The sequence below is a fragment of the Streptomyces bohaiensis genome (assembly GCF_012033785.1).
GTDB lineage: Bacteria > Actinomycetota > Actinomycetes > Streptomycetales > Streptomycetaceae > Streptomyces > Streptomyces bohaiensis.
The window spans coordinates 1-24,883 of the sequence record NZ_JAAVJC010000048.1 but is presented as its reverse complement, the minus strand read 5'-3'; the positions used below and the strand labels follow the sequence as shown (position 1 = coordinate 24,883).

The following is a 24,883-nucleotide window of genomic DNA, read 5'->3' as shown; positions in this document are numbered from 1 at the left end:
GGTGGACCCGGCGTGCCTCGCCCGGTCCGTGCTCCACGACCCCGCCCCGTCGTCGCCGAGCCGTGGCGCCGCACCCGGGAGTCGCAGCTGCCCCGCTCCGCCCCGGTCACCATCCGGCACCAGCTGCCCACCGGACGGGTCCGCCGCCTGTCGGCAACGTAAACTTGCGAGTGACTGTTCGGCCCCACGGCGCCGACCGCGCCCGTACCCCCGGCACCCCCGCGCCCCCGCTGCGCGGCCGCGGACCGGGATCTCTGGACCAAGAAGAGGACTCATGGCGAGGAAGAAGAAGAAAGCCGACCCCGAGAACCCGGGCAGACTGCGGCAGATCGGCCTCACCTACAAGATGACCCGGCGGTCCGACCGCTGGATCGGGTGGGTCATCGGCGGTGTGTTCCTCGGGACGTTCGGTGTCGTCCTCGCCATCGGCTTCCTGATCGGGCACCCGGTCTATCTGGGCATCCTCGGCTTCCTGGTGGCGCTGCTCGCCACAGCCATCATCTTCGGACGCCGCGCCGAGCGCGCTGCCTACGGGCAGATGGAGGGCCAGCCGGGCGCCGCCGCGGCCGTCCTGGAGAACATCAAGCGCGGCTTCGTCATCACCCCGGCCGTCGCCATCAACCGCAGCCAGGACGTGGTGCACCGCGCCGTCGGCAAGTGCGGCATCGTCCTCGTCGCGGAGGGCAACCCCAACCGGGTGAAGGGGCTGCTCGCCGCGGAGAAGCGCAAGATGGCGCGCGTGGTGACCGACGTGCCGGTCCACGACATCATGGTCGGCCGCGAGGAGGGCCAGGTCCCGCTCGGCAAGCTCCGCAGCAAGCTGATGAAGCTGCCGCGCGTGCTGCCCGGCGCCCGGATCACCGAGATCAACGACCGGCTGCGGGCCATGGGCGACCTGATGAAGAACATGCCGGTGCCGAAGGGCCCCATGCCGAAGGGCATGCGGATGCCGAAGGGGCAGATGCCCAAGGGCCGCTGAGACCGAACGGTCCGGCCGCGACACGCGGCGGAGGGGCCGGTGGTGACCTACGGGTGCCGCCGGCCCCTCGGCGTTGTCGCCCGGCCCCTGACGGCCCGGGACCACGGGTTGCGCGCCGGGGGCGCCCCGATGCCGAACCTGCCGGTACGGAGGACCCGACACCGAGGGGCACGCGGACACCGCACGGGAGCGCTGCCAGGCTGCTTCGGCGACCAGGTGCGGGCGCAGGGGCGCGTACCCCGTGCCGTCACACCGCCGCGGGTCCCGGCGCCGGGTGCGGCACCGGCCGGACCGGCCCGGTGTGCGCGGAGCGGCCCGGGGGGGGCCGCCGGCGGTCAGATGCGGACCTGCACCGCCGCGGCGAGCCGGTCGTGGAGACCGCGCTGGTCGCGGTCCCAGATCAGCGCGGGGACGGCCAGCACGAGGAGCAGGGTGCGCAGCGCGGCGCGGGGGAAGGACAGCCTGCCGCCGTGGACCGACAGGACGCGCAGGCCGAGCAGCCGCTTGCCGGGTGTGGAGCCGACGGTGCCGACGGTGAGGACGGCGGTCACCGCGAAGACCAGCAGGGTCCAGTTGCCGAGCGAGGCCTGGCCGTCGGCCAGCAGACCGTATGCGATCAGCATGCACAGCGCCCAGTCGAGCGCGAGGGCACCGATGCGCCTGCCGGGGCCGGCGAGGGAGCCGGGCCCCTCCGCCGGAAGGCCGAGGCGTTCACCCCGGTAGCCGAACTCGACACCCATCTCCTCGGCCGCCGCTCGCGGGCCGGAGAGCCACGATCCCATTGCCTGGCGCTTGTCCACGCGACCACGGTAGCGCCCCCCGGCCCGGCGGCGGCGACCGGCCCGGAACCGCCCCGCCCCCGGTGCCGCCTCCACCACTTTCGGAAAGTTGTCCGGTTAACATCGGCGAAACAGGTGAGTCATTCCTGAGTAATGCCCTGTTCCTAGGGTCGACCCCGGCAGGTCACCGCACTGGGCTGCCCATCGAGCTGCAACGCCCCGTCCTCGCGGCGGGCAAGGAGGACTCCGGATGTTCCAGAACGCCGACGAGATCAAGAAGTATATTTCGGACAACGACGTCAAGTTCATCGACGTCCGCTTCTGCGACCTGCCGGGCACCATGCAGCACGTCACGGTCATGGCGGAGGCATTCGACCCGGCCGAGCAGCTGATGTTCGACGGCTCCTCGATCCGCGGGTTCCAGGCCATCCACGAGTCCGACATGGCGCTTCTGCCGGACCTCTCCACCGCGCGTCTCGACCCGTTCCGCAAGGACAAGACGCTCAACATCAACTTCTTCATCCACGACCCGATCACGGGCGAGGCGTACAGCCGCGACCCGCGGAACATCGCGAAGAAGGCCGAGGCGTACCTCGCCTCCTCCGGCATCGCCGACACCGCCTACTTCGGCCCCGAGGCCGAGTTCTACGTCTTCGACGAGGTCCGGTTCGAGACCAAGGCGAACGCCGGCTACTACTACATCGACTCCGAGGCCGGCGCCTGGAACACCGGGGCCATCGAGAACGGCGGCAACCGCGGCTACAAGGTCCGGTACAAGGGCGGGTACTTCCCCACTCCCCCGGTCGACCACTTCGCCGACCTGCGCGCGGAGATGACCCTGGAGATGGTGAAGGCCGGCCTGGAGGTCGAGCGCCAGCACCACGAGGTCGGCACCGCCGGTCAGGCCGAGATCAACTACAAGTTCAACACGCTGCTCGCCGCGGCCGACGACCTGATGCTCTTCAAGTACCTGGTCAAGAACGTCGCCTGGCGCAACGGCAAGACCGCGACCTTCATGCCGAAGCCGATCTTCGGCGACAACGGCTCGGGCATGCACGTCCACCAGTCGCTGTGGGCCGGCGGCCAGCCGCTCTTCTACGACGAGCAGGGCTACGCCGGCCTGTCGGACACCGCCCGCTACTACATCGGCGGCATCCTCAAGCACGCCCCGTCGCTGCTGGCCTTCACCAACCCGACGGTGAACTCCTTCCACCGCCTGGTGCCCGGCTTCGAGGCCCCGGTGAACCTGGTGTACTCGCAGCGCAACCGCTCCGCCGCGATGCGCATCCCGATCACCGGCTCCAACCCGAAGGCCAAGCGCGTCGAGTTCCGCGCGCCGGACCCGTCGTCCAACCCGTACCTGGCCTTCTCCGCCCTGCTGCTGGCCGGCCTCGACGGTGTGAAGAACAAGATCGAGCCCGCCGAGCCGGTCGACAAGGACCTCTACGAGCTGGCGCCGGAGGAGCACGCGGGCATCGCGCAGGTCCCGACCTCGCTGCCCGAGGTGCTGACCGCGCTGGAGGAGGACAACGAGTACCTCCAGGCCGGTGGCGTCTTCACCTCCGACCTCATCGAGACCTGGATCGAGTACAAGCGGGAGAAGGAGATCGCCCCGATGCAGCTCCGCCCGCACCCCCACGAGTTCGAGCTGTACTTCGACGTGTGATCCACTCGCTGTGCAGCGAACCCCTCCGCCACCCGGTCCCGGGCGGCGGAGGGGTTCCGCGTTGTCGGGCCGACGCGACCCCTGGGGCCGGGGCCGCCCCGGGCCGGTCGGGTGGCCCGGGCGCCGGGCATCGGTTCAGCTGTGCGCGGCGCCGTCGAGCAGGACGTGCCAGCGCAGCCGGGTGGCGCGCTCGGCACTGGCCACCGACGCGCACACCCCGAGGAGGCCGTTGAGCCACCACGACAGCGCCACCGGGGACCGGTAGGAGCCGAGGCGCTCCTCGACCGGGGGCAGCTGGGTGAGGACGTCGAGCAGTTGCGGCACCGCGAGCGCGGCCGGCACCACCAGCAACAGCACCGAGACGACGGCGAGGAGGCGGCTCAGCCCGGGCCGCTCACGTGCCAGCCGGGCACGGCGCCCCTCCGCCGAGCGCGGGTCGGGAATCAGGCCGTGCTCGCTGCCGTCGTCGGCGACCAGGTGGCAGCGCCGGAGCCCGAACGCGGTCGGCACCACCTCGACCACTCCGCCCGGCACCGGGAAGACCGCAGGGAGCGGGGAGGTGGCGTGGCGCCTGCCGTCGCGGTAGAGCTGCGCCCCGCCCTCGCCGTCGTCGGTCGTCAGCCGCTGCCAGTGCGGGACGTCGACCGAGTAGGTGACGCGCCGCCCGTCGTCCTCGATCAGCGGCAGGTGAAAGAGGGCTCGCGAGAGCGGCTGCCACCACCGGTAGCGACGCAGTGGGCGGCCGTCCCCGGGCCCGACCCGCCGGAGGGCCCTGCTTCTGCTTCGGCTGCTGCGCATTCCCCTGGCTCCGTGTCGGCGGCGGCGGTGCGACGGGCCGGCCCCCGCGGGCAGCCCCGCTCCCATTCGAGACCGTGCCCCGGGGGCAGGGTCAACCCCGGCCGGCTCATGCGAGGCCCGGGGGCGACCCCGGCCGGGAGGGGTGCGCCGCAGGCAGGCCGACACGCGCCGGGACCTTCGACGGGTTGACACGGCACCCGTTCCCATCGCACCGTACATACAACATGTACGGACACGCTGTCCGTTCGTGCTTGTCCCGATGACGGAGAGCCCATGACCCGCAACGACGCGACCGACAGAACGATCGTCCCGATCTTCGACTTCATGAACCGCCTCCCCGGCGGCCTCATGCTCATCCCGCTGGTACTCGGCTCCATCGTCGGGACGTTCGCCATGCCGGCCCTGGAGATCGGCAGCTTCACCACGGCGCTGTTCAAGGAGGGCGCGCTGGCCCTCATCGCGCTGCTGATCTTCGCCACCGGCACCCACGTCACCGCGCGGACCAGCGGCCCCGTCCTGGCCCACGCCGCGGTGATCCTCACCGCGAAGTCGCTGATCCCCGCCACGGCCGTGGTGCTGCTGGGCCTGGCCGTCGGCCTCGACGGCATCGCGGGGGTGTCGATCCTCGCCCTGCTGGTCGCGGTCGACAACTCCAACGGCGGCCTGTGGCTCGCCTTCACCGGCCGGTACGGCGACAAGCGGGACCGCGGTGCCTACGTCTCGTCGGCGGTGAACGACGGCCCGTTCCTCTCCATGGTCTTCCTCGGTGTCTCCGGTCTCGCCGCCATCCCCGGCACGCTGCTGCTCGCCGCGATCATCCCGTTCGTGCTGGGCATGCTGGTCGGCAACCTCGACCCCAAGTGGCGCGACGTCATGCGCAGCACCCCGAGCATCGTGATCCCCTTCTTCGCCTTCGCCCTGGGCACCGGCATCGACCTGGGCAACGTCGTCCGCGGCGGCGCCTCCGGGCTGCTGGTCGGCGCCATCGTCGCCCCGTTCACCGGCGCGCTGGTCTACTTCGGCTACCGCTACGTGCTGCGCCGCGGCGCCAAGAGCGGCATCGGCTTCGCCGCCGGCACCACCGCGGGCAACGCCATCGCCACCCCCGCCATCGTCGGCGCCGCCGACCCGCAGTTCGCGCCCTACGTCGAGACCGCGACCGCCCAGATCGCCGCGTCCGCCCTCATCACCGCCATCCTCGCCCCGCTCATCGCGTCGTGGGTCCTCAAGCGCCAGGGCGGTCTCACCGTCGTCGACGAGGAGGGCCGGGAGATCACCGACGAGAAGACCGGCGCCACCGCGGAGCCCCCCGCGTCGCGGGCGGGCGACGACGACACGGACGTCCGGCTGTGACGCGGGTCCTCGTCGTCGCGGACGACCTCACCGGCGCCAACGACACCGGCGTGCAGTTCGCGCTCGCCGGCTGGCACACCACCCTCCGGATCGGGGCCCGCCGGGCCGCACCGCCCCCGGCGGGCCACGCGACAGCCGTGTCCACCGACTCCCGGGCCCTGGACCACCGGGACGCCGCTGCCGCGACCCGGGCCGCCGTCGCGGCGGAGCAGCCGGCCCCGGGGGACCACCTCTATCTCAAGACCGACTCCACCCTGCGGGGCTCCGTCCCCGCCCAGATCGCCGGCGCCCTCGCCGCCGCGCCCGACGACGCCGTGGTCGTGCTGGCTCCCGCCTACCCGGCGATGGGCCGTACCGTCCACGACGGCCGCCTGCTGGTGCACGGCGAGTCCGTGACCCTCTCCCCCGCCGGACGCGACCCGGTCACCCCCGTCACCAGCGACCTGCTGACGGAGCTGGTGCCGGGGGCGGTACCCGTGCCCGTCGCACCGACGGCCGCGGCGTGGGCCCGGGCGATCGAGGCCGCGAGCCGGCACGGCGCGGTGGTCGCCGCCGATGCCGGCACCGACGCCGAACTGGCGCGGCTCGCCGAGGCGATCGTGCTGCTCGGTCCGCGCGCGATCCCCGCCGGCTCCGCGGGGCTGGCCGCACCGCTCGCCGCGCTCTGGCGTGCCGACCGCGGTACACCGCCCGCCCCCGCGGCACCGCCCGCGGCACGCCGTCCACTCGTCCTCGTCTCCTCCCACCACCTGGTCGCGCGCGACCAGGTGGCCGCTGCCGAACGCACGGACAGCACCCTCACCGTGCTGCGCACCACGACCGACGCGCTGCTGCGGGGCGAGACGCCCGTGCCGGCCGCCGGTGACGGCCCGGTGGTGCTGCTCTCCCCCGACGAGCGCGCCCGGCCCGGCCACTCCGCGCCGCTGGCGGCGGCGCTCGCCGACCACGCCGCGACGCTGCTGGCCGGCGCCGACCGCCCCTTCGACGCCGTCGTCCTGGTCGGCGGCGACGGCGCCGAGGCCTTCCTCGATGCCGTGGGCGCCCACGGCATCGCCGTCCGCGGCACCCTGCTGGAGGGGGTGCCGGACGGACGGGTCGCCGGCGGCCCCCGCGACGGCCTGACCGTCGTGACCAAGGCCGGCGGCTTCGGCGACGAGACGACCCTCACCCAGCTGCTGCGCGCCCTGCGCGGCCCCACCCGAACGGAGACTTCTCGATGACCAGGCCCGTACTCGCCCTCACTGTCGGCGACGTGGCAGGAATCGGGCCGGAGATCACCGCCCGCACCCTGCTGCACCACCCCGCGCTGCGCGAGCGCTGCGTCCCCGTCGTCGTGGGCGACGCCGACTCCCTCCGTCGCGGCTGCGAGACCATCGGCGCGGACCCGTCGGCCGTGCGGGTGCTGAACCACCCCCGGGAGGCCACCAACGACCCCGCGCTGATCGAGGTGGTGCAGGCGGGGCCGTCCCTGGCGCACGTGCCGTTCGGCGAGATCCACCCCGACGCGGGGGACGGCGCGCACCGCTACGTCGTGACCGCCGTGGAACTCGCCAAGCAGGGCGCGGTCCAGGGCATCGTGACGGCCCCGTTGAACAAGGCGGCGATGCACGCCGCTGGCCACCGCTTCCCCGGCCACACCGAACTGCTCGCCCACGAGTTCGCCGTGAAGAACTTCTCGCTGGTGCTGTCCGCCGGCGACCTCTACTTCTTCCACCTCACCACCCATGTCTCGCTGCGCGAGGCCATCGACGGCGTCACCCCCGAACGCACCGACGCCGTGCTGACACTGGCCGGGGCGTTCACCCGGGCGCTGGGCCGCCCCGGCGAGCGGATCGGCCTGGCGGGGCTCAACCCGCACGCCGGCGAGAACCGGATCTTCGGCCACGAGGACGCCGACGTACTGGCCCCCGCCGTCGAGCGGGCCCGCGCCGCCGGGCTCGACGTGCACGGCCCGCTGCCGGCGGACGCCCTCATCCCCCAGGCGGTGAAGGGCCGGTGGAACCTGGTGGTGGTCTGCTACCACGACCAGGGCCACGCGCCGTTCAAGGCGGTCTACGGCGACGACGGGGTCAACATCACCGTCGGGCTGCCCGTGGTCCGGGTCTCGGTCGACCACGGCACGGCGTTCGACATCGCCGGCAAGGGGCTGGCCCGGGAGGCGAGTCTGGTGCTCGCCGCCGAGCGGGCGGCCGACCTCGCACCCGGATGGGATCATGTGTGGCGCGCGGCGCAGGACGCCGAGAACACGCCGGACGCCGACTGACGGCCCCCGGGCCGCACGGTCCGGGTGGGACGAGGAGCACACGTGGCCAGGACGCCGTTGCACGCGCGGATCTCCGAGGACCTGCGCGGACGCATCCACGACCGGGAGCTGAGCCCCGGCGACCTGCTGCCCTCGGAGAGCGCGCTCCAGGAGCAGTTCTCCGTCTCCCGGTCCGTCGTGCGCCAGGCCCTCGCCACGCTGGAGGCGGAGGGCCTGGTGCGGCGGGCCAAGGGGCGGGGCACCGTCGTCGCCCCGCGGGGTGAGCTCCACCGGAACGTGGCCCTCTCCTCCGGCCTCATGGCCCAGCTCCAGCAGCGCGGCGCGCGCACGACCACCGAGGTGCTGCGGCTGGAGCAGACCGAGCCGCCGCAGCACGTCACCTCGCTCGGCGAGCGGGTGACCGTGCTGGAGCGGCTGCGGCGGGTGGACGGGGAGCCCGCCGCCTTCATCCGCACCTATCTGCCGGTCGCCATCGGCAGCGCACTGGACCGTGCGGCGCTCACCGACACCTCGCTCCACCAGCTGGTCGGGGAGGTGACCGGGCGCCGGGTCGCCGACGGCCGGCGGACGATCCTCGCCGTCGCGGCGGCACCGCCGCTCCACGCGGTGCTGGGGGTGGCGGCGGGCGCCCCCCTGCTGCTGCTGGAGGGAACGAGCGTCGACCAGGACGGCCGGCCGGTCGAGGAGTTCTCCACCTGGCACCGCTCGGACCGCATCGCCTTCGACCTCACGCTGCGGCCCGGCGCACCGCGCGGCGTCCCGGTCGAAGCGGTCGGCGGCGCCGACAGCCCCGCCAGCTCCCGCGGACCGGCGGGCGACGCCGCCCCCGGGGACCCGGACGAGCGGCTGGACCGGGCGATCGCTCTCGCCGAGGAGACGCTCGCCGAACTGCGGGCGCTGCGCCGCCCGCGCTGACGGCACGCACCGGCGACCGCGGCACGGCCGCCCGGGCGGGGCACGGCCCCACCCGGACCTCCGGACGGTCAGCGCTCCTGGGCGCGCGGACCTTCCGTGTCGGAGCCGGCAGGCCCCGCGCCGGGCTCGTCCGGTCCCTGATGGCCCGCCAGGATGCGGTTGACTTCCCGCAGTACGGCGATCTGGCCGGCGGTGTAGTGGTCGGTGACCGTCTGCTTCATGACGGCGATGGCGGTCGCCTTGTCCCCGAGAGCGAACGAGCCGATGTCGCCGGCAGCGGGGTAGATCTCCCGGAGGTCGCGGATGACCGGGGCGAGGCGGGCGGCGAGCTCGCGCACGGTCGCCTCGTCGGCGTCGGCGGAAAGGGCGTCGAACTCGGCGTCGAGCTGCCGGTGGGTCACCGTCATCTCGCGCAGCTCGCGGATGGCCGTCTCGCGGAACAGGTGGGAGGAGACCGTGATCGCCGCGCGATCGGCCTCGGTCAGCGACGAGGCCACCTCCTCGAACCCCGCGGGTACGTCGACCGGCGCCTCGTGGCGCAGCAGCTCGGCGAGTTCGGCGCGAATGGCCTGCTGCCGCTCGATGGCGACGGCGAGGTCGGCGTCCAGGGCCCGCACCGCCTCGGCGAAGCCGTCGCCCGGACCGCCCGCTTCGGCGATCTGCGCGAGGGGCATCCCCAGGTCGCGCAGGCGCCGTATCTGCAGGAGACGCACGAGGTGCGGGGTGCCGTAGCGCTTGTAGCCGTTGGACGCGCGGGCGGGCTCGGCGAGCAGGCCGAGCCGGTGGTAGTGGCGGATCGCCTTGCTGGTCGTGCCCGCAAGGTCGGCGAGCCGCCGGGTGCTCCAGGTCAGCGCCATGGCCGCGCCGCTCTCGTCATGCGCCCATCCTGCGCCATGGTGGACCGGTGGGTGTCGCGCGGGGTGGCCGAGGGGATCGGTTGACCTTGCCCCTGGGACAACGTTTGTGATGGTCGAAGCCCCGGGGAATGGCGCACTTCCGCCGTGTTCCCGCACGGGGTTTCGCTGCCGGGCCGACCCCCGGCACCGGCGAGCCCGGGTCCGTGCCGCGCTGGTCGCGACGCGTGGGGCCGGCCCACGGCGAGCGGGTGCGTCCTGGTCCTGGGCGGGGAGACCCCGGAGCCGGACGAGGAAGAGTGGAACAGAGGAACGGAATGCCCAAGGAACCCTGCGACCTCGCCCACCCCTTCGCGGTCGGGGCGCGCCTGGTCCTGAACAGCGGACGGCTCGCGAGGGTCCGGGTGCAGCGCACAGCGGTGCTGTCGTTGCCGACCGGGCGGCTCGTCGCGGGGGAGTTCGGGTACGGCGTGGTCGGCCCGGCGTTCACCGAGCGCGTGCGGCCCGGCGACTACCCGGTGGTGCTGCACCTGGCGGACCTGCCGCCCCACGGTCGACTGCCCGCGCTCACCCTGGTCGCGGGCGCGCGGGTGGTGGTCCGGGAGGCGCCCGCCACCGACTGGGAGATGGCGCTGGGCGAGGGACAGGACCCTGCCTCGCTCGCGGACGACGAGTTCTTCGCGTACACCGTGCGGCACGGTACGGGCGGGTTCGTGGACGCCTCCGGGCTCCCGGCGCTCCGGCAGGGAGGCGGGCCGGTGCCGCGACCGCCGCTCGGCGCGCTCCCCGCCCCGGTCCGGTTCGCGGCGGGCCACGGCAACGGGGAGTACCCCACCTGGCTGGGACGCGGCCCTGACGGCGCCGTGGTCTGCTTCTTCACCGACTTCTTCGTGCTGACCGACGGGGAGGTGGTGGAGCGGCTCCCCGAGGACGAACCGTGAGGCCGCCGCGCCACCCGCGGTCAGTTGCCGACGGCGAAGAGCAGGTAGAGGAAGCCGGCGAAGACGTGTCCGCCGATGAGGTAGAGGAAGAGCCGGATGAGCAGGCCGCGGGGCGACCGGCCGTTCTCCCGCTCCTCGCCGTGGCCCACCGTGGCGGGGGCGCGGCGGGGTGCGGGCTCCACGGGGGTGCCGCTGGTGTCGGTGGACTGGCTGGTCACGGTTTCCGCCTTCCGGTCGGGGTGGTGCCGGGGCCCGGGTCGGCGCCGCCCGGCACGCCACCGCCGAGGCAGAGGGCGCCGGACTGCGCCTGGAGCAAGGTGTGGAGGAACAGCAGGTCGGTGCCGCCGGGTGACGCGGCGCCGATGCGGTGCGGCGTCATGCTGTCGAAGTGGGCGGAGTCACCCGGCTCCAGCAGCTGGGAGGACTCCCCCAGGGTCAGCGCGAGCCGCCCTTCGAGGACGTACAGCCACTCCTCGCCCGGGTGGACGCGCACCAGGTCGGACTGGGACCCGGGCGGGACGTGGACCCGGAGCGCCTGCATGGCGCGGTGGCTGCCGCCCGCCTGCCGGTAGCGCCAGCCGCCGGCGTCGACGGCCTCCTGGCGGTCGCCGCGGACGACCGGGTCCTCCTCCGGCGGAGTCTCGCCGAGCAGCTCGGAGACGGTGGTGCCGTAGGCGCGGGCGAGGGCCAGCAGCAGCGGCAGCGACGGCTGGCGCAGCCCGGTCTCCAGGCGCGAGAGGTGCGCCGGGGAGAGCTCCAGGCGGGCCGCGGCGGCTTCCAGGGTGTGGCCGGCGGCGCGGCGGAGCTCCCTCAGGCGGGGGGCGATGGCCGGGACGTCCGCGCCCGGCCGCACCGGCGGCGGGGGCGACCCGGGAGGAAGGGGTGCCATGGCTCCATTACGCCACGAGCTTTACCTCGAAGGCAAAGCTCTTGCCTCAGAGGCAAACCGTGGGAGCGGCGGAGCGGCACGCTTCCACCAGTGTCGGACATGACGAAGGGCCCCGTCACCGGGGCCCTTCCTCTTCTTCGGGTGGCCGATCGGCCTGCCGTCCGGCAGCCGGGCCGCGGGTCAGTCGCGGCGCTCGTCGTCCCTGTTCTCGGAGGTCAGGGAGTCCTTGACACCGGCGGCGCGGTCCTTGAGGTCCTCGACACCTTCCTTCGCGGTGCCCTTGGCCTGGTCGGCCTTGCCCTCGGACTTCAGCCGATCGTTGCCCGTGACCTTGCCGATCGCCTCCTTGGCCTTGCCCTTCAGGCGGTCGGTCGCTCCGTCGTTGCTCATGGCGGCCTCCTGGCGTCTCGTGGCGTTCGGTACGGGTCCGAGCCTAGACCCGGACCCGCCGGACCGCTCGTCAACCGCGTCGCCCCGGCGTGTCGCGCGGGCGACGGCCGCTGTCGGCCTCAGCTCGTGGGGCCGTCCCCGCCGGTGCCGCCGTGCAGCAGGACCCGCCCGGCGCCCGCGTCGGTCGCCCGGCCGTCGGTGACGGCGAGCCGCCCGCCGACCAGGGTGTGCACCACACCGGTGGCCGTCCGCCAGGGGTCGGCGAAGGTGGAGGTGTCGGTCACCGCGTCCGGGTCGAACACGGCGAGGTCGGCGACGGCGCCCGGCCGCACCGTGCCGCGGTCGGTCCAGCCGAGCCGCGAGGCGGGGAGTCCGGTCATCTTGCGGACCGCCTCGGGCAGCGCCAGCACCCCCTTCTCGCGGGTGAAGTGCCCCAGCACCCGGGCGAAGGTCCCGAAACTGCGGGGATGCGGACGGCCGCGCCCCTCGGTGCGCAGGATCCAGCCGTCGCTCGCCACGGCGACGTCGGGGTGCGTCATCACCCGGTGGACGTCGTCCTCGGCCATGCAGTGGTGGATCGAGGCGATCTGCCCGGCGTGGGCGGCCAGCAGATCGAGCACGGTGTCCGCGGGAGCCGTGCCGAGCGCCGCGGCGGCCTCGGTGACCGTCAGTCCGACGAGTCGCGCGTGGTCCGGGTGCGTCCCCTCGGGGAACTCCGCGATGGTGACCCGGTCGGGGCTGAACGAGCCGTCCGCCTCCCCCGCCGTCAGGTCGGCGACCAGCCGGGCGCGTTGCTCGGGGTCGGCGATGCGCCGCAGCAGCGCGGCGACCCCGCCGTCGAGGGCGTACCCGGGGAGCACCGTGGTCAGGGTGGTGGAGGAGGCGGTGTACGGGTACTGGTCGGCGGCCACGTCCACCCCGTCGGCGCGGGCGGCGTCGATCAGTCGCAGGGCGTCGCCCACGGTCCCCCAGTACGGCACGCCGGCCGCCTTGAGGTGGGAGATCTGGAGGCGTACCCCGGTCTGCCGGGCGATGGAGACGGCCTCCTCGACGGCTGCCGCCAGGTGGGCGCTCTCGTCCCGCATGTGGGTGCTGTGCAGCAGTCCGTGGTCGGCGGCGATCCGTGCGAGGGCGGCGAGTTCCCCGGTGGCGGCGTAGCGCCCGGGCGGGTAGATCAGCCCGGTGGAGAAGCCGACGACACCGTCGGCGGCGGTCTCCGCCATCAGCCGTCGCATGGTGGCCAGTTCGTCGTCGGTGGGCGCGCGGTCGTCGGTGCCGACGGCTGCGACGCGCAGCGCGCCGTGGCCGGTCTGCGGCGCGAGGTTGACGCCGAGCGGCAGCCGTTCGACGGCGGCGGCCCACCCCGCGGCGGTGGTCCACTCCCAGGTGAGGCCGTCGTCGAGGAACCCGCACAGTGCGCGGAGTTCCGCGGCGTGCTCGGGGACGACGGGAAACGGCGAGAAGCCGCAGTTTCCGGTCACCAGCGTCGTGACGCCCTGGAGGAGTTGCGTCTCGGCGCGGGGTTCGCCCATGACGGTGAAGTCGGCGTGCGAGTGGAGGTCGATGAAGCCGGGGGTGACGACCGCACCGGAGATGTCCAGGACGCGTCGGGCGGTCCCGGGGACGTCGGGCCCGACGGCGGTGATCCGCCCGTCGGTCACGGCGAGGTCCGCCGTGCGGGGGGCCGCGCCGGTTCCGTCGATGAGCGTGCCGCCGCGCAGCACCAGGTCAGGGGTCATCCTCCTACTCTGCGTCGCGGGGACCGGGGGGTTCAATACGTACGGGGTGTCGGGTGGGGCACCCCGGGGCGGTACCCGCTCCCGGCGGCCGTCGGCACCGCCGCGGAGGGTCCGTCAACTCTGTTCCGAGTGGCAGGAGTTGCTGCCCGGTATCCCGGTGACGGCGTCGGTCGGCGCCGGTACTGTGACCGGATGCTCGCCCGAACCCTGGAACTCCTCGCCGAGACCGTCCGTGACCAGTCGCTGTCACTGCTGGTCGGCGGCGGTCTGACCGCTGTCGGGGGCTGGGCGCGCTGGCTGCTGGTCAAGCGGCTGCCCGCCCGCCGCACCTGGCGGTTCGAGCGGACGGCGGACCGGTTGATCATGGTGGTCTCCAGCTCCGCGGAGGTGGACACCGGCCAGTACACGCGTCCGACCACCGGCGTCGGCCAGGTACGTGCCATGTCGCTGCTGGTCCCGAGGCTGGTGCGCGCCTACCGCGACGTGGACCTCCAGCAGGTCAGCCTCTCCGAGGGGCTGCCGGGCCGGGACCTGGAGGCCGATCTGCTGCTGCTCGGCGGCCCCAAGACCAACGAGGTCACCGGCAGGGCGCTCCAGGCCCTGCCGGGGCTGCCGCTGCGGGTGGACGGCAACGTCATCGCCTGGGGCGACGAGCGGTTCGAGGGCCGGGTCCTGGGCGAGCGGGTCGTCAGCGACTTCGGCTACGTGGTGCGCGCCCCGAGCCCGTTCGCGCCCGGGCGGCGGATCGTGGTGGTCGCCGGGTCGCACACCTTCGGCACGGTGGCGGCGGCGCGCTGGCTGGCGGAGCGCGGCGGCGGGCGGGACGTACCGCCGGACGTGGCGGTGCTGGTGGAGGCGCCGGTCTCCGCCGACGGGCACGTCGGGGTCCCCCGGGAGCTGCGCCGCGCCCGGCTGGCGGCGGCGCCGGTGCCGGCCCAGCGCAGCTGAGCCGGGGCGACGGGCGACCGGTGCGCCCGTCGGTCGCGCCGGTGGGGCGGCGCGCCGGGCGGTGGCGGGCGGCGCCGCGGTGATCCGCGCTGTTGTTCCGGGGCTGTCCGATTCGTGCTGCGGATGAGACCCTGGAACACATGAGGGTCGTCGAGAGTTCGACCGTGGCCAAGAACGGCAGCCCCGAGGGCGGCGAGGACGGAATCGTCCTCGGCGCCGACTTCGCCGGGGTCGTCGACGGTGCCACCGACAAGACGGGACGGCGGTTCGCCGGGGTCTCCGGCGGGCGGTTCGTGATGCTCACCCTGCGGGACGCCGCCCGCGACCTGCCCCCGGGCGCCACCGCACGCGAGGCGGTCGACCGGCTGACGGCGGCGGTGGCAGCCGCGCTCCCGGACGACCTGCCGGAGCTGGACCGTCCCTCGGCCGCAATGACCCTCTACTCCCGCACCCGTCGGGAGATCTGGCAGATCGGCGATGTCGGTTTCAGCTTCCCCGGGGCGCCCGCGCCGCAGGGCCAGAAGAAGGTCGACCGTGTCAACGTGGAGATGCGCGCCGCGGTGCTCCGGGCCGAGCTGCTCGGCGGCGCCTCCCCCGACGACCTGGCGGCCGAGGACCCGGGGCGGGCCGCCATCATGCCGCTGCTGACCCGACAGGTCCGGTTCGCCAACGCGGACCCGCGGCAGGCGGGCGAGCTGGCGTACGGCACGCTCGACGGTCGGCGCGTCCCCGACGGGCTGATCCGGGTCACCACGCTGCCCCTCGGGGTCCACGAGCTGATCATCGGCAGCGACGGCTACCCGGAGCTGCTCGGCACCCTCTCCGAGTCGGAGCGCAACCTCAAGATCCTGCTGGCCGAGGACCCGCTCTGCATCGGCGGTCTCGCCGGCACCAAGGGCGTCGCGCCCGGCAACGAGAGCTACGACGACCGCAGCTACCTCCGGCTGGAGCTGTAGCGGCCCGGCCCCGCCGACGCACCGCCCGGCCCCGGCCCGCCCGTCCGCGGGCCGCGCCCCCGAACGGCCCATCGCCTCGCTCACCCGCCCCGACCGGGCGATCTTGCCCGGCGCCGAGCTGGGTAGTCGCCGCATACTGGACGCCGGTCGGGCCCCCGCACCGACCCACCCGAGCCGAGGAGACTGCATGGACGCGCGATTTCTGAGGGCCGTGGGCGCCGCCACCGCCGTGTACGGACTGGCCGTCGCCGCCCGACCCGAGTACCTGGCCCGCCCCTCCGGACTCACCGACGGTTTCGGGGAGGTCGCCAAGGAGACGGCGACCTCGCTGCGGCCGATCGGTCTGCGGGACGCCGCGATCGGGACCGCGATGGTGCTGGCACCGAGCGGCCCGGCCCTCGCCACCGCGACCGCCGCGCGCATCGCCTCCGACTTCGGCGACGCGCTGCTGCTGGGAGCGACCCTGCCGCCGTGGCGGCGGGCGCCCGCGGTGGCCGTGAGCGTCGGCTGGGGGGCGCTCTCCGTGATCGGGCTGCTCCGCACGCCCGGCGGCACGGGGTCGCGCTGCTCCCGGCGTCGCCACCGCGGCGGCCACTGACCACCCGCCGTGCCGGGCCGCCGCCCCTGACCGGTCGCGGCCCGGCACGGCGAGCCGGCGGGTGACGGCGGACGACCGGTGCCCCGCCGCGTGAACTCCTCGCCGGCGCGACCCGTCCGCGTGCGGCGCGGCACCGAACCAGAGGTGGGCGGGCGTGCCCGTGTCTTCCCCTCCACCGGGCACGCCCGCCGCGAACGCCGCGCCCCGACCGGGGCGACCGGCCGGACGAACGAGGGAGATCCGTGGAACCGCACCCGCCGGTGGTCCACCGCCGCCCGGCTCAGCCGCGCGGAGCCGTACTGCTGCTGCACGGCGGCCGGGAGACCGGCCCCGAGCCACCGCCGTTCTGGAACCTGCCGGGGCAGCGGATGCGGCCGCTGGCCCGGGCGCTGCGGCGCGGACTGCCGGACACGGTCGTCGCCGGAGTGCGCTACCGCCACCGGGGCTGGAACCCGCCCCGGGCGGACGCCGCCCGCGACGCCGTGGCGGCGCTGGACAGCCTGGTCGCGGAGTTCGGCGACCTGCCCGTGGTGCTGGTCGGGCACTCCATGGGCGGCCGGGCGGCACTGTGGGCGGCCGGGCACCACGCAGTGCGCGGTGTCGTGGGCCTGGCCGCGTGGATGCCGCCGGAGGACCCGGTGGAGCAGCTCGCCGACCGGCGCGTCGTGATGTTCCACAGCGACCGCGACCGTATGACGGACCCGCGCGGTTCCTGGCTGTGCGTGGCGCGCACCCGCCGGGCCGGCGGACGGGCGTGCGGGGTCTGCATCCCCGGCAGCGACCACGCGATGCTGCGCCGCGCCGGGCTGTGGCACACGCTGACGGTCCGCGTGGTCGCCGGGCTGCTGGACCCGGCGGCGATGCCGGCGGAGATCGCGGCGGAGCTGGCGGCCGAGGCCGGTGGCGGCCCGGCGCCGGGGCCGCACCGCATCGGGTACGAACCGATCGCGGTGCCGGGCGGCTGACCGGGTGCGGCGCCGGGCGCGGTCCGCCCGCGCTGCCACACCGCCACCGGCACCGGCGCACCGCCGGGCACTGCCGGTGCAATTCGGTCACCGAAGGGCGAAAACCGCACTCCACCTGCGGGTTTGTCGCAGCCCGGTCACGGACACGGCGCGGCGCAACCGCTGCGCCGACGCCAGGCGTTTCCCTTCACGGACGACGCGGCGCATGACCGACGCCGCATCCGCCCGACCGAGGAGAGAACCACCCCATGGCTCGCAGCACCACCTGGCTCACGGCAGCAGTTCCCGTCGCGGCACTCTCGCTGGCCCTCACCGCCTGCGGTGGGGACTCCGACGGCGGCGCCGACGGCACCGACCGCTCGGGGATCTGGGCCGACGCCGAGGAGGAGACGGACGACGGCGAGGACACCGAGGGGAGGACGGACGACACGGACGTCCGAGGGGAGGCGGACGAGGACGGGCCGACCGTCACCACGTTCGCCGTGGGCGAGACGAGCCATCCCGTGACCTGGGGCGTCGCCACGGACGACGAGCAGGCCGTCTTCACGCTCTCCGTCGACAAGGTGCACGTCGGAGAGGCTGCCGACATCGACTCCGAGGCGCTGGCCAACGTCGACACCGAGGGCAGGCGCCCGGTGCACGTCCACATGACGTACACCCACCAGGAGGGCGAGCTGACCTGGTTCCTGCCCTCCGAGCCCACGCATCTGCGGATGACGCTCGAAGACGGCAGTCGCGGCGGCAACATCCGCGGCTCCAACGACTTCGGGATGCCGGAAGGATGCGACGGCGCCCCGATGAACGGCGGCGCCACCGAGCCGGGCGACACCTACCCCGACTGCCGGACCTTCCTGATACCCGAGGACGTCGACGTGACCGAGGTCCGCTGGGAGCTGGAGGCGGACGAGCTGGTCTGGGCCGTCGACTGACGCCTCCGCACCGGCCGCCGGCCGCTGGGGCCGGTCGGGGCGCACCGCCCCGGCCGCCCCCGCCGCGTCAGTGCAGCATCAGCACGCGCACCTGGCGGCAGGTGGTGTCGGAGGGTGCGTTGACCCCGATGCGCAGGGCCATGGCGCGTATCCGTCGGTCGGTCGCCTGCGTGGGGTGGTAGACCCCGTCGGCGAGCAGGGCGGTCGCCAGCCGGAGGGCCTTGAGCCGCCGGTTGTGGGACTCGTACCAGGCGCGGGGCTGGCCCGGCGGCAGCGGGCGGCGGCGCGGCGCGGGCCCGGCGCCGGCGGGGTGCGTCGAGGTGAGGGGGGCGGTCGGAGCGGACTGTACGACAACGGCCATCGGCGTCCTCCTGGAGACGTCGCGAACCCTTTCGAACACTCCCCATTCTAGTGGCGGCCACTGACAGAACCGCTGGTGGAACCGCGATCGAGCGCCCCTCACGCGCCCCGGCGCACCCCCGCGAGCGACCGGCGTTCGATTACCGGGGGTGCCCCCTCGTCCGCCGACGCCGTCTCACACCCGCTCTCAGCCGCGGCCGCCCTTGCGGACCGCGCGCAGGTACTCGCGGTTCATGTCGGCGATCGACTGGAACGGGATGCCCTTGGGGCAGGCCGTCGCACAGGCGCCCACCTGGGTGCAGCCGCCGAACCCCTCCTCGTCCATGGCGTCGACCATGTCGAGCACGCGGCTCTCCCGCTCGGGGGCGCCCTGCGGCAGCACGTTCAGGTGCACCACCTTGGCCGCGGTGAACAGCATCGCGGCACCGTTGGGGCAGGCGGCGACGCACGCGCCGCAGCCGATGCACTCGGCGTGCGCGAAGGCGTCGTCGGCGGCCGCCTTGGGGACCGCCGTGGCGTGGGCCTCCGGGGCGCTGCCGGTCGGCGCCGTGATGTAGCCGCCGGAGCCGATGATCCGGTCCAGCGAGCCGCGGTCGACCACCAGGTCCCGGATGACGGGAAACGCCGCCGCGCGCCACGGCTCGACGTCGATGGTGTCGCCGTCGTCGAAGTGCCGCATGTGCAGTTGGCAGGTGGTGGTCGGCTGCGGCCCGTGGGCGTCGCCGTTGATGACGACGCCGCAGGCGCCGCAGATGCCCTCGCGGCAGTCGTGGTCGAAGGCGACCGGCTCGTCGCCCTCGGCGATGAGCTGCTCGTTCAGGGTGTCCAGCATGTCGAGGAAGGACATGTCCGGGGAGATGCCGCTGATCCGGTAGGTCGTCATCGCGCCGGGCTCCTCGGGCCCGGCCTGCCGCCAGATCCGCAGGGTCAGCGCCATGGCGCCGTCGGCCGCGGCCGGCGCGGGGGCCTCGCCCGCCGCGCCGACGGGTGCCGCGGCGGCGGTGCTTCCGGTGTCGGTCTGCGGCGCGTTCATGATGGTTTCCGTCCCTCGTAGGTCGGGTGGTGGCCGCCCGGCGTCGAGCGGTGGTGCGGGCTGCGACGCGTCCTCACGCGTAGCTCCGGCGGCTCGGCAGCACGTCCTGGAACTCCAGCTCCTCGCGGTGGAGCACCGGCGGTTCGCCCTCGCCGGTGAACTCCCAGGCGGCGACGTACTGGAACCGCGCGTCGTCGCGCTCCGCCTCGCCGCCCTCGGTCTGGCTCTCGGTGCGGAAGTGCCCGCCGCAGGACTCCTCGCGGTGCAGCGCGTCCCGGCACATCAGCTCGGCGAGCTCCAGGTAGTCGGAGACCCGGTGGGCCTTCTCCAGTGACTGGTTGAGCGCCTCGCCACTGCCGGGGACCCGGACGCGGCTCCAGAACTCCTCGCGGAGCCGGGGGATCTCGGCGAGCGCGCGGCGCAGCCCCTCGGCGTCGCGGGCCATGCCGCAGTGCTCCCACAGCACTTCGCCCAACTGCTTCTGGAACGACTCGGGGCTGCGGTCGCCCGGGTTGACCAGCAGGGCGTGGAGGCGGTTGGTGACCTCGCCGACGACCTCGCGGACCACCGGGTGGTCCGGGCCGAGTTCGTTGCGCGGGGTCAGGTCGCGCGGGAGGGTCGCGAGGTAGTCGCCGAGGGTGGAGGGCAGGATGAAGTAGCCGTCGGCCAGCCCCTGCATCAGCGCGGAGGCGCCGAGCCGGTTGGCGCCGTGGTCGGAGAAGTTGGCCTCGCCGATGGCGAACAGTCCCGGGACGGTGGTCTGGAGGTCGTAGTCGACCCACAGCCCGCCCATCGTGTAGTGGATCGCCGGATAGATCCGCATCGGCGTCTCGTACGGGCTCTCGTCGGTGATGCGCTCGTACATCTCGAAGAGGTTGCCGTACTTCTGCTCCACCGCGGTGCGGCCGAGCCGCTCGATGGCGTCGGTGAAGTCGAGGTAGACGCCCTGCCCGCCGGGGCCCACGCCCCTGCCTTCGTCGCAGACGTTCTTCGCGGCGCGGGAGGCGATGTCGCGGGGCACCAGGTTGCCGAAGGCCGGGTAGGCGCGCTCCAGGTAGTAGTCCCGCTCGTCCTCGGGGATCTCCTGCGGCGGCCGGTGGTCGCCGGCGGCCAGCGGCACCCAGATGCGGCCGTCGTTGCGCAGCGACTCGCTCATCAGGGTGAGCTTGGACTGGTGGTCGCCGGCGCGCGGGATGCAGGTGGGGTGGATCTGGGTGAAGCAGGGGTTGGCGAACAGCGCGCCGCGGCGGTGGGCGCGCCAGATGGCGGTGGCGTTGGAGTTCTTGGCGTTGGTGGAGAGGTGGAAGACGTTGCCGTAGCCGCCGGTGGCGAGGACGACGGCGTCCGCGAGATAGGTGTCGATGCTGCCGGTCACCAGGTCCCGGGCCACGATCCCCCGGGCGCGGCCGTCGACCACCAGCAGGTCGAGCATCTCGGTCCGTTCGTGCATCTCGACCCGACCGGCGGCGATCTGCCGCGACAGTGCCTGGTAGGCGCCGAGCAGCAGCTGCTGCCCGGTCTGGCCGCGTGCGTAGAAGGTGCGGGAGACCTGGACGCCGCCGAACGAGCGCGTGTCGAGGAGACCGCCGTACTCGCGGGCGAACGGCACACCCTGGGCGACGCACTGGTCGATGATCTGCGTGGAGACCTCGGCGAGCCGGTGGACGTTGGACTCCCGGGAGCGGAAGTCGCCGCCCTTGACGGTGTCCTGGAAGAGCCTGCGCACCGAGTCGCCGTCGTTGCGGTAGTTCTTGGCCGCGTTGATGCCGCCCTGGGCGGCGATGGAGTGGGCCCGGCGCGGTGAGTCCTGGTAGCAGAACTGAACCACGTGGTAGCCCTGTTCGGCGAGGGTCGCCCCGGCGGCACCGCCGGCGAGGCCGGTGCCGACGACGATCACCGTGCGGGCGCGGCGGTTGGCGGGGTTGACGAGCTTGGCGGTGAACTTGCGGCGCTCCCAGCGTTCCGCGAGCGGCCCCTCGGGGGCGCGGGTGTCGGCCAGGGGCTCCCCGAGCGTGTATCCGGTGGCCGCGGGGTCGGTGGTGGTGTCCTGCATGATCAGCTCACGACTCCCGTCATGACGGCGAAGGGCACGGCCAGGAAGCCGACGGTCAGCACGAGGGCGAGCGCGTTGGCGGTGACCCGCAGTCCGCGGGCGGCGCGGGCACTGGTCACGCCGAGGCTGCGGGCCGCCGCGTCGAAGCCGTGGCGCAGGTGGAGTCCGAGTGCGAGCATCGCGACGACGTAGATGGTGTTGCCGTACCAGGTGGAGAACGACGCGACGACGTTCTCGTAGGGGTGGCCGGCCTCGGCGTTGGGGTTCACCGTCAGGGTGGTGAGGTCGAGGATGTGCCAGACGATGAACAGCGCCAGGATGACGCCGCCCCAGCGCATCGTGCGGGTGGCGAAGGAGGCGCGGCGCCGGCTGCCGCCGCGGTGGGCGTAGCCGACGGGGCGGGCGGCGATGTCGCGGCGGCTGAGCTGGTAGGCGGCGACCCCGTGCAGCACGACCGCGGCGAGCAGGACCACCCGGACGACCCAGAGGAGCCACTCGTACCCGAGCGCGGGTTCGCCGATGGTCCGCAGCCAGTGGGCGTAGCCGTTGAAGTCGTCGGGCCCGAAGAAGATCTTCAGGTTGCCGAGCATGTGCGCGACCAGGTAGGCGAGCATGACCAGCCCGGTCACCGCCATCACGGCCTTCTTGCCGAGGGTCGAGCGCCACAGCAGGCGCACTACGGAGGGGCTGCTCTCCGCCGCTGCGGGCGGTTTCTGCCGGGTCGCCAGTGCCATGTCGCGAACGGTAGTGACCGGCGCAGCATCCGTCCAAGACATAGAAACGCTCCGCTCGATAGGCACAGGCTATGAAGCGCTACGCTGGCGGGCATGCAGCTCCACCAGCTCCGCTACTTCGCGGCCGTTGCCGACACCCGGCATTTCACCCGGGCGGCGGAACGCGAACACGTGGCCCAGCCCTCGCTGTCGCAGCAGATCAAGGCGTTGGAGCGGGAGCTGGGCACCGAGCTGTTCCACCGGGCACGGGGACATGTGACGCTGACCGACGCGGGGCAGACGCTGCTCCCGCTGGCCCGCAGGATCCTCGCCGACGCGGACACCGCCCGGCGGGAGGTGCAGGAGGTCGCGCAGCTGCGCCGGGGCCGGGTACGGCTCGGCGCGACACCGAGCCTGTGCGTGGGGCTGGTGCCGCAGCTGCTGCGGGCCTTCCACGACCGCTACCCGGGAGTTGAGCTGCACATCACCGAGGGCGGCTCGCAGGACCTGGTCCGCGAGCTGGGCGTGGGGGCGCTGGACCTGGCGCTGGTGATCGCGCCGCTGGCGTCGCGCGGTCCCGCGCTGGTCGCCCGGGAGTTGTTCCGGGAGGACCTGGTGGTGGTCTCCGCCCCCGAGGGGCCGGGGCCCGCGGCTGGTGCGGAGCTGCACGTGGCGCAGCTGCGAAGCCTGCCGATGGTCATGTTCCGCCACGGCTACGACCTGCGGGAACTGACCCTCGGCGCCTGCCGGGCGGCTGGTTTCGAACCGGAGCCTGCGGTGGAGGGCGGCGAGATGGACGCGGTCCTGGCGATGGTCGGCGCGGGCCTCGGGGTGGCGGTGGTACCGCGTACCGCCGCCGACCGCTCCGGGCTGCGGGTCACTCCGTTCGCCGCCCCGGGGCTGCACCGCACGGTCACGGTGGCCCACCGCGGCGACGTCTCGCCGCCGCGCGCCGCGCGTGAACTGCAGCGGATGCTGCACGACATGACGGGCGCCGGCACCCGGTGAGGGTGCCGGCGCCCGCCGGAAGGTGTCTCAGTAGAGGTTCATCGCCAGATGGATCGAGGTGGCGACCACCAGCAGCACCCCGCACACGCCGAGTGCGTTCTGCCACCACGTGTTCCGCAACGTCCCCATCAGCCGGCTGTTGGTGGCCAGGTAGACCAGGACCACACCCAGCAACGGCTTGATCAGCACCGTGAGTGCCTGCGCGACGATGATCAGCTGGACGGGGCTCGACCCGGCGATGACGGTGACCGTCGCGCCGAAGGCGAGGATGCCGAGGATGCCCAGCCGCACCGGCAGGGAGGACACGTCCTTGGCCCAGTCGAAGGTGTCGGCCAGCACGGTCGCCCCCGCGGTGGCGTTGGCCAGCATCGAGGAGAACGCCGCTCCGAAGAACCCGAGGGCGAAGATGATCCGGCCGGCCTCGCCCGCGATCGGTTCGAGGACCCCGGCGAGGTCGCCGAAGCTGGCGTCGGCGCCACCGCCCTCCAGCACGGTCGCCGCGGTGATCAGGACCAGGATCGTCATGAGCCCGGGGGCGACGATGCCGGGGATGGTGTCGACGAGGGTGGTGCGGCGGTAGGCCTCACGCGTCAGCCCCCGCTCACGCCCCGCGTACCCGGCGAAGAACGCCGCGTTCATGGAGAAGTTCGTACCGACCATCGCCACGATGAGCAGCCCCGCACCGGCGGGCAGGGAGGGGATGACCCCTCCCCCGGCGGCGCTCCACTCCGGCCCGCTGAGGAAGGCGGTGATGACGAAGGAGAAGGCCATGGTGGCGACGATGGCCAGCAGCGCCTTCTCGATGGCGCGGTAGAGCCGCCGCGCCAGCAGCACGCAGGCGACGAGCGCGGTGCAGGCGAGCGACCACCAGATGACCGAGCCGCCGAACAGCAGCGAGAGCCCGAGTCCGGAGCCCACGGCGTTACCGACGGAGAACATGAGGGTGATGACGAAGAGGCCGACGCCGGAGAGCCTGGCGACGAGAACGCCGCAGTACTCCTTGGTGATCGAGATGAGGGTGTTCCCCGAGACGATCCCGATGCGGATGCTCATGTCGGCGAAGGCGAGCATCAGCAGGTTGCAGGCGACGATGACCCAGATGAGGGCGTAGCCGTAGCCACTGCCGGCCTGGACCGCGGCGGTCAGCGCGCCGGGGCCGAACTGCCAGGACCCGACGACGAAGGCCGGGCCGATCATGGCGAGCAGCCGCAGCTTCCCACCGAGGGGGCCGCGGCGGGCGCCCTCGGTCGGTGTCTCGGCGGTCGCCTCGGTGTCGGGTGACGCGCTCTGGGGGGTGGTCGGGGTGTCTGGGTGGTACGTGCGCTCGGACACGGGATCGTTCCTCGCTCTCCACGGCCGGGTTCGGGTGACGGTACGGGACTGCGGTGTCCACTCACCGGGTCGGCGGCTCGGCCGGCGCACGGCTCGGGGCGGGAAGGCGGTGGGGGCGCGTCGGGGCCGCGACGTCCCTGGTCGCGACGCCCCGCGGAGACGGGCGCGGGCGTCCCGCCGACCGGTGGCCGTGGGGATGCGGGCGCGCGGCCCGTGAACGAAGGGTCGGTGTCCGACGGGCGGCGGCCCGTGGGACGTGGCGGGTGGCGCCCCACCCGGGCATTGTGCCCGGCGGGCACCGCCGCTCAGGAGGGTCGGAGGTCCCGGCGCCGACAAGGGCGGGCGGGGCGGGGCCGACGGTCCGGCCGTCCGGTCGCGGTCGTCCGGTGCTCCGGTCGGCGGGGCGGTCGGCAGGGCCGGCC

Annotated in this window: 25 protein-coding genes; 13 read left to right on the top strand and 12 right to left on the bottom strand. The window is 74.0% G+C overall.

Features of this window, described 5'->3' with window-relative positions; all coding sequences use genetic code 11:
• Window positions 1–274 precede the first annotated feature (274 nt).
• Window positions 275–979, top strand: coding sequence for a DUF4191 domain-containing protein (locus HCN52_RS08660; RefSeq protein WP_168087795.1), 705 nt, complete (start codon window positions 275–277; stop codon window positions 977–979).
• Between the two features lie 335 nt (window positions 980–1,314).
• On the opposite strand, the gene HCN52_RS08655 is transcribed toward HCN52_RS08660, so the two are convergent.
• Window positions 1,315–1,779 carry an RDD family protein gene (locus HCN52_RS08655; protein ID WP_168087794.1) on the bottom strand — a complete coding sequence of 155 codons (465 nt, stop codon included), beginning with the start codon at window positions 1,777–1,779 and terminating at the stop codon, window positions 1,315–1,317.
• A 229-nt stretch (window positions 1,780–2,008) separates the two neighbouring features.
• Between HCN52_RS08655 and glnA the strand changes: the two genes are divergently transcribed.
• The gene (gene glnA, locus HCN52_RS08650) at window positions 2,009–3,424 is read left to right on the top strand and encodes a type I glutamate--ammonia ligase (protein ID WP_168087793.1); all 1,416 of its coding nucleotides are present in this window, start codon (window positions 2,009–2,011) and stop codon (window positions 3,422–3,424) included.
• Between the two features lie 135 nt (window positions 3,425–3,559).
• On the opposite strand, the gene HCN52_RS08645 is transcribed toward glnA, so the two are convergent.
• Window positions 3,560–4,222: a hypothetical protein gene (locus HCN52_RS08645; RefSeq protein WP_168087792.1), complete on the bottom strand. Its 663-nt coding sequence runs from the start codon at window positions 4,220–4,222 to the stop codon at window positions 3,560–3,562.
• 273 nt (window positions 4,223–4,495) lie between these two features.
• On the opposite strand from HCN52_RS08645, the gene HCN52_RS08640 reads away from it, so the two are divergent.
• From HCN52_RS08640 to HCN52_RS08625, 4 genes are read left to right on the top strand one after another with little or no spacing between them, the layout of a single operon-like run.
• Window positions 4,496–5,575, top strand: a complete 1,080-nt coding sequence (locus HCN52_RS08640; protein WP_168087791.1) for a 2-keto-3-deoxygluconate permease — start codon at window positions 4,496–4,498, stop codon at window positions 5,573–5,575.
• Window positions 5,572–6,795: a four-carbon acid sugar kinase family protein gene (locus HCN52_RS26140; protein ID WP_168087790.1), complete on the top strand. Its 1,224-nt coding sequence runs from the start codon at window positions 5,572–5,574 to the stop codon at window positions 6,793–6,795. Before HCN52_RS08640 ends, HCN52_RS26140 begins: the two co-directional genes overlap by 4 nt.
• Window positions 6,792–7,838, top strand: a complete 1,047-nt coding sequence (gene pdxA / locus HCN52_RS08630) for a 4-hydroxythreonine-4-phosphate dehydrogenase PdxA (protein ID WP_168087789.1) — start codon at window positions 6,792–6,794, stop codon at window positions 7,836–7,838. Before HCN52_RS26140 ends, pdxA begins: the two co-directional genes overlap by 4 nt.
• Before the next feature lie 42 nt (window positions 7,839–7,880).
• Window positions 7,881–8,753 carry a GntR family transcriptional regulator gene (locus HCN52_RS08625; protein ID WP_209314316.1) on the top strand — a complete coding sequence of 291 codons (873 nt, stop codon included), beginning with the start codon at window positions 7,881–7,883 and terminating at the stop codon, window positions 8,751–8,753.
• A 68-nt stretch (window positions 8,754–8,821) separates the two neighbouring features.
• On the opposite strand, the gene HCN52_RS08620 is transcribed toward HCN52_RS08625, so the two are convergent.
• Window positions 8,822–9,610 (bottom strand): helix-turn-helix domain-containing protein, encoded by a 789-nt coding sequence (locus HCN52_RS08620; RefSeq protein WP_168087787.1) that lies wholly within the window; start codon window positions 9,608–9,610, stop codon window positions 8,822–8,824.
• 314 nt (window positions 9,611–9,924) lie between these two features.
• Between HCN52_RS08620 and HCN52_RS08615 the strand changes: the two genes are divergently transcribed.
• The gene (locus tag HCN52_RS08615; protein WP_168087786.1) at window positions 9,925–10,548 is read left to right on the top strand and encodes a DUF4241 domain-containing protein; all 624 of its coding nucleotides are present in this window, start codon (window positions 9,925–9,927) and stop codon (window positions 10,546–10,548) included.
• A gap of 20 nt (window positions 10,549–10,568) precedes the next feature.
• On the opposite strand, the gene HCN52_RS25295 is transcribed toward HCN52_RS08615, so the two are convergent.
• The 4 genes from HCN52_RS25295 to HCN52_RS08595 all read right to left on the bottom strand — a co-directional run bounded on the left by HCN52_RS25295 (window position 10,569) and on the right by HCN52_RS08595 (window position 13,566).
• Entirely contained in the window at window positions 10,569–10,766 is a 198-nt protein-coding gene (locus HCN52_RS25295) for a DUF6126 family protein (protein ID WP_209314320.1), read from the bottom strand.
• A complete protein-coding gene (locus HCN52_RS08605) occupies window positions 10,763–11,437 on the bottom strand; it encodes a helix-turn-helix domain-containing protein (protein ID WP_168087785.1) in 675 nt (224 codons plus the stop codon). Before HCN52_RS08605 ends, HCN52_RS25295 begins: the two co-directional genes overlap by 4 nt.
• A 180-nt stretch (window positions 11,438–11,617) precedes the next feature.
• Window positions 11,618–11,827, bottom strand: a complete 210-nt coding sequence (locus tag HCN52_RS08600; protein ID WP_168087784.1) for a CsbD family protein — start codon at window positions 11,825–11,827, stop codon at window positions 11,618–11,620.
• 119 nt (window positions 11,828–11,946) lie between these two features.
• Window positions 11,947–13,566 carry an N-acyl-D-amino-acid deacylase family protein gene (locus tag HCN52_RS08595; RefSeq protein WP_168087783.1) on the bottom strand — a complete coding sequence of 540 codons (1,620 nt, stop codon included), beginning with the start codon at window positions 13,564–13,566 and terminating at the stop codon, window positions 11,947–11,949.
• 192 nt (window positions 13,567–13,758) lie between these two features.
• On the opposite strand from HCN52_RS08595, the gene HCN52_RS08590 reads away from it, so the two are divergent.
• The 5 genes from HCN52_RS08590 to HCN52_RS08570 all read left to right on the top strand — a co-directional run bounded on the left by HCN52_RS08590 (window position 13,759) and on the right by HCN52_RS08570 (window position 17,962).
• Window positions 13,759–14,514 (top strand): hypothetical protein, encoded by a 756-nt coding sequence (locus HCN52_RS08590; protein WP_168087782.1) that lies wholly within the window; start codon window positions 13,759–13,761, stop codon window positions 14,512–14,514.
• Between the two features lie 140 nt (window positions 14,515–14,654).
• Window positions 14,655–15,470 (top strand): hypothetical protein, encoded by an 816-nt coding sequence (locus HCN52_RS08585; RefSeq protein ID WP_168087781.1) that lies wholly within the window; start codon window positions 14,655–14,657, stop codon window positions 15,468–15,470.
• A 187-nt stretch (window positions 15,471–15,657) separates the two neighbouring features.
• A complete protein-coding gene (locus HCN52_RS08580) occupies window positions 15,658–16,068 on the top strand; it encodes a hypothetical protein (RefSeq protein ID WP_168087780.1) in 411 nt (136 codons plus the stop codon).
• A gap of 242 nt (window positions 16,069–16,310) precedes the next feature.
• The gene (locus HCN52_RS08575) at window positions 16,311–17,033 is read left to right on the top strand and encodes an alpha/beta hydrolase (RefSeq protein WP_168087779.1); all 723 of its coding nucleotides are present in this window, start codon (window positions 16,311–16,313) and stop codon (window positions 17,031–17,033) included.
• Between the two features lie 248 nt (window positions 17,034–17,281).
• Window positions 17,282–17,962 (top strand): hypothetical protein, encoded by a 681-nt coding sequence (locus HCN52_RS08570; protein ID WP_168087778.1) that lies wholly within the window; start codon window positions 17,282–17,284, stop codon window positions 17,960–17,962.
• Window positions 17,963–18,029: 67 nt separating this feature from the next.
• On the opposite strand, the gene HCN52_RS08565 is transcribed toward HCN52_RS08570, so the two are convergent.
• The 4 genes from HCN52_RS08565 to HCN52_RS08550 all read right to left on the bottom strand — a co-directional run bounded on the left by HCN52_RS08565 (window position 18,030) and on the right by HCN52_RS08550 (window position 22,142).
• Window positions 18,030–18,323: a hypothetical protein gene (locus HCN52_RS08565; protein WP_168087777.1), complete on the bottom strand. Its 294-nt coding sequence runs from the start codon at window positions 18,321–18,323 to the stop codon at window positions 18,030–18,032.
• Between the two features lie 186 nt (window positions 18,324–18,509).
• Entirely contained in the window at window positions 18,510–19,259 is a 750-nt protein-coding gene (locus HCN52_RS08560; RefSeq protein ID WP_168087797.1) for a succinate dehydrogenase/fumarate reductase iron-sulfur subunit, read from the bottom strand.
• Window positions 19,260–19,428: 169 nt separating this feature from the next.
• Window positions 19,429–21,408, bottom strand: coding sequence for a fumarate reductase/succinate dehydrogenase flavoprotein subunit (locus HCN52_RS08555; protein ID WP_168087776.1), 1,980 nt, complete (start codon window positions 21,406–21,408; stop codon window positions 19,429–19,431).
• A gap of 2 nt (window positions 21,409–21,410) precedes the next feature.
• Window positions 21,411–22,142, bottom strand: coding sequence for a succinate dehydrogenase cytochrome b subunit (locus HCN52_RS08550; protein WP_168087775.1), 732 nt, complete (start codon window positions 22,140–22,142; stop codon window positions 21,411–21,413).
• A 93-nt stretch (window positions 22,143–22,235) separates the two neighbouring features.
• On the opposite strand from HCN52_RS08550, the gene HCN52_RS08545 reads away from it, so the two are divergent.
• Window positions 22,236–23,129 (top strand): LysR family transcriptional regulator, encoded by an 894-nt coding sequence (locus HCN52_RS08545; RefSeq protein WP_168087774.1) that lies wholly within the window; start codon window positions 22,236–22,238, stop codon window positions 23,127–23,129.
• A gap of 27 nt (window positions 23,130–23,156) precedes the next feature.
• On the opposite strand, the gene HCN52_RS08540 is transcribed toward HCN52_RS08545, so the two are convergent.
• The gene (locus HCN52_RS08540; RefSeq protein ID WP_209314315.1) at window positions 23,157–24,461 is read right to left on the bottom strand and encodes an Nramp family divalent metal transporter; all 1,305 of its coding nucleotides are present in this window, start codon (window positions 24,459–24,461) and stop codon (window positions 23,157–23,159) included.
• Window positions 24,462–24,883 lie beyond the last annotated feature (422 nt).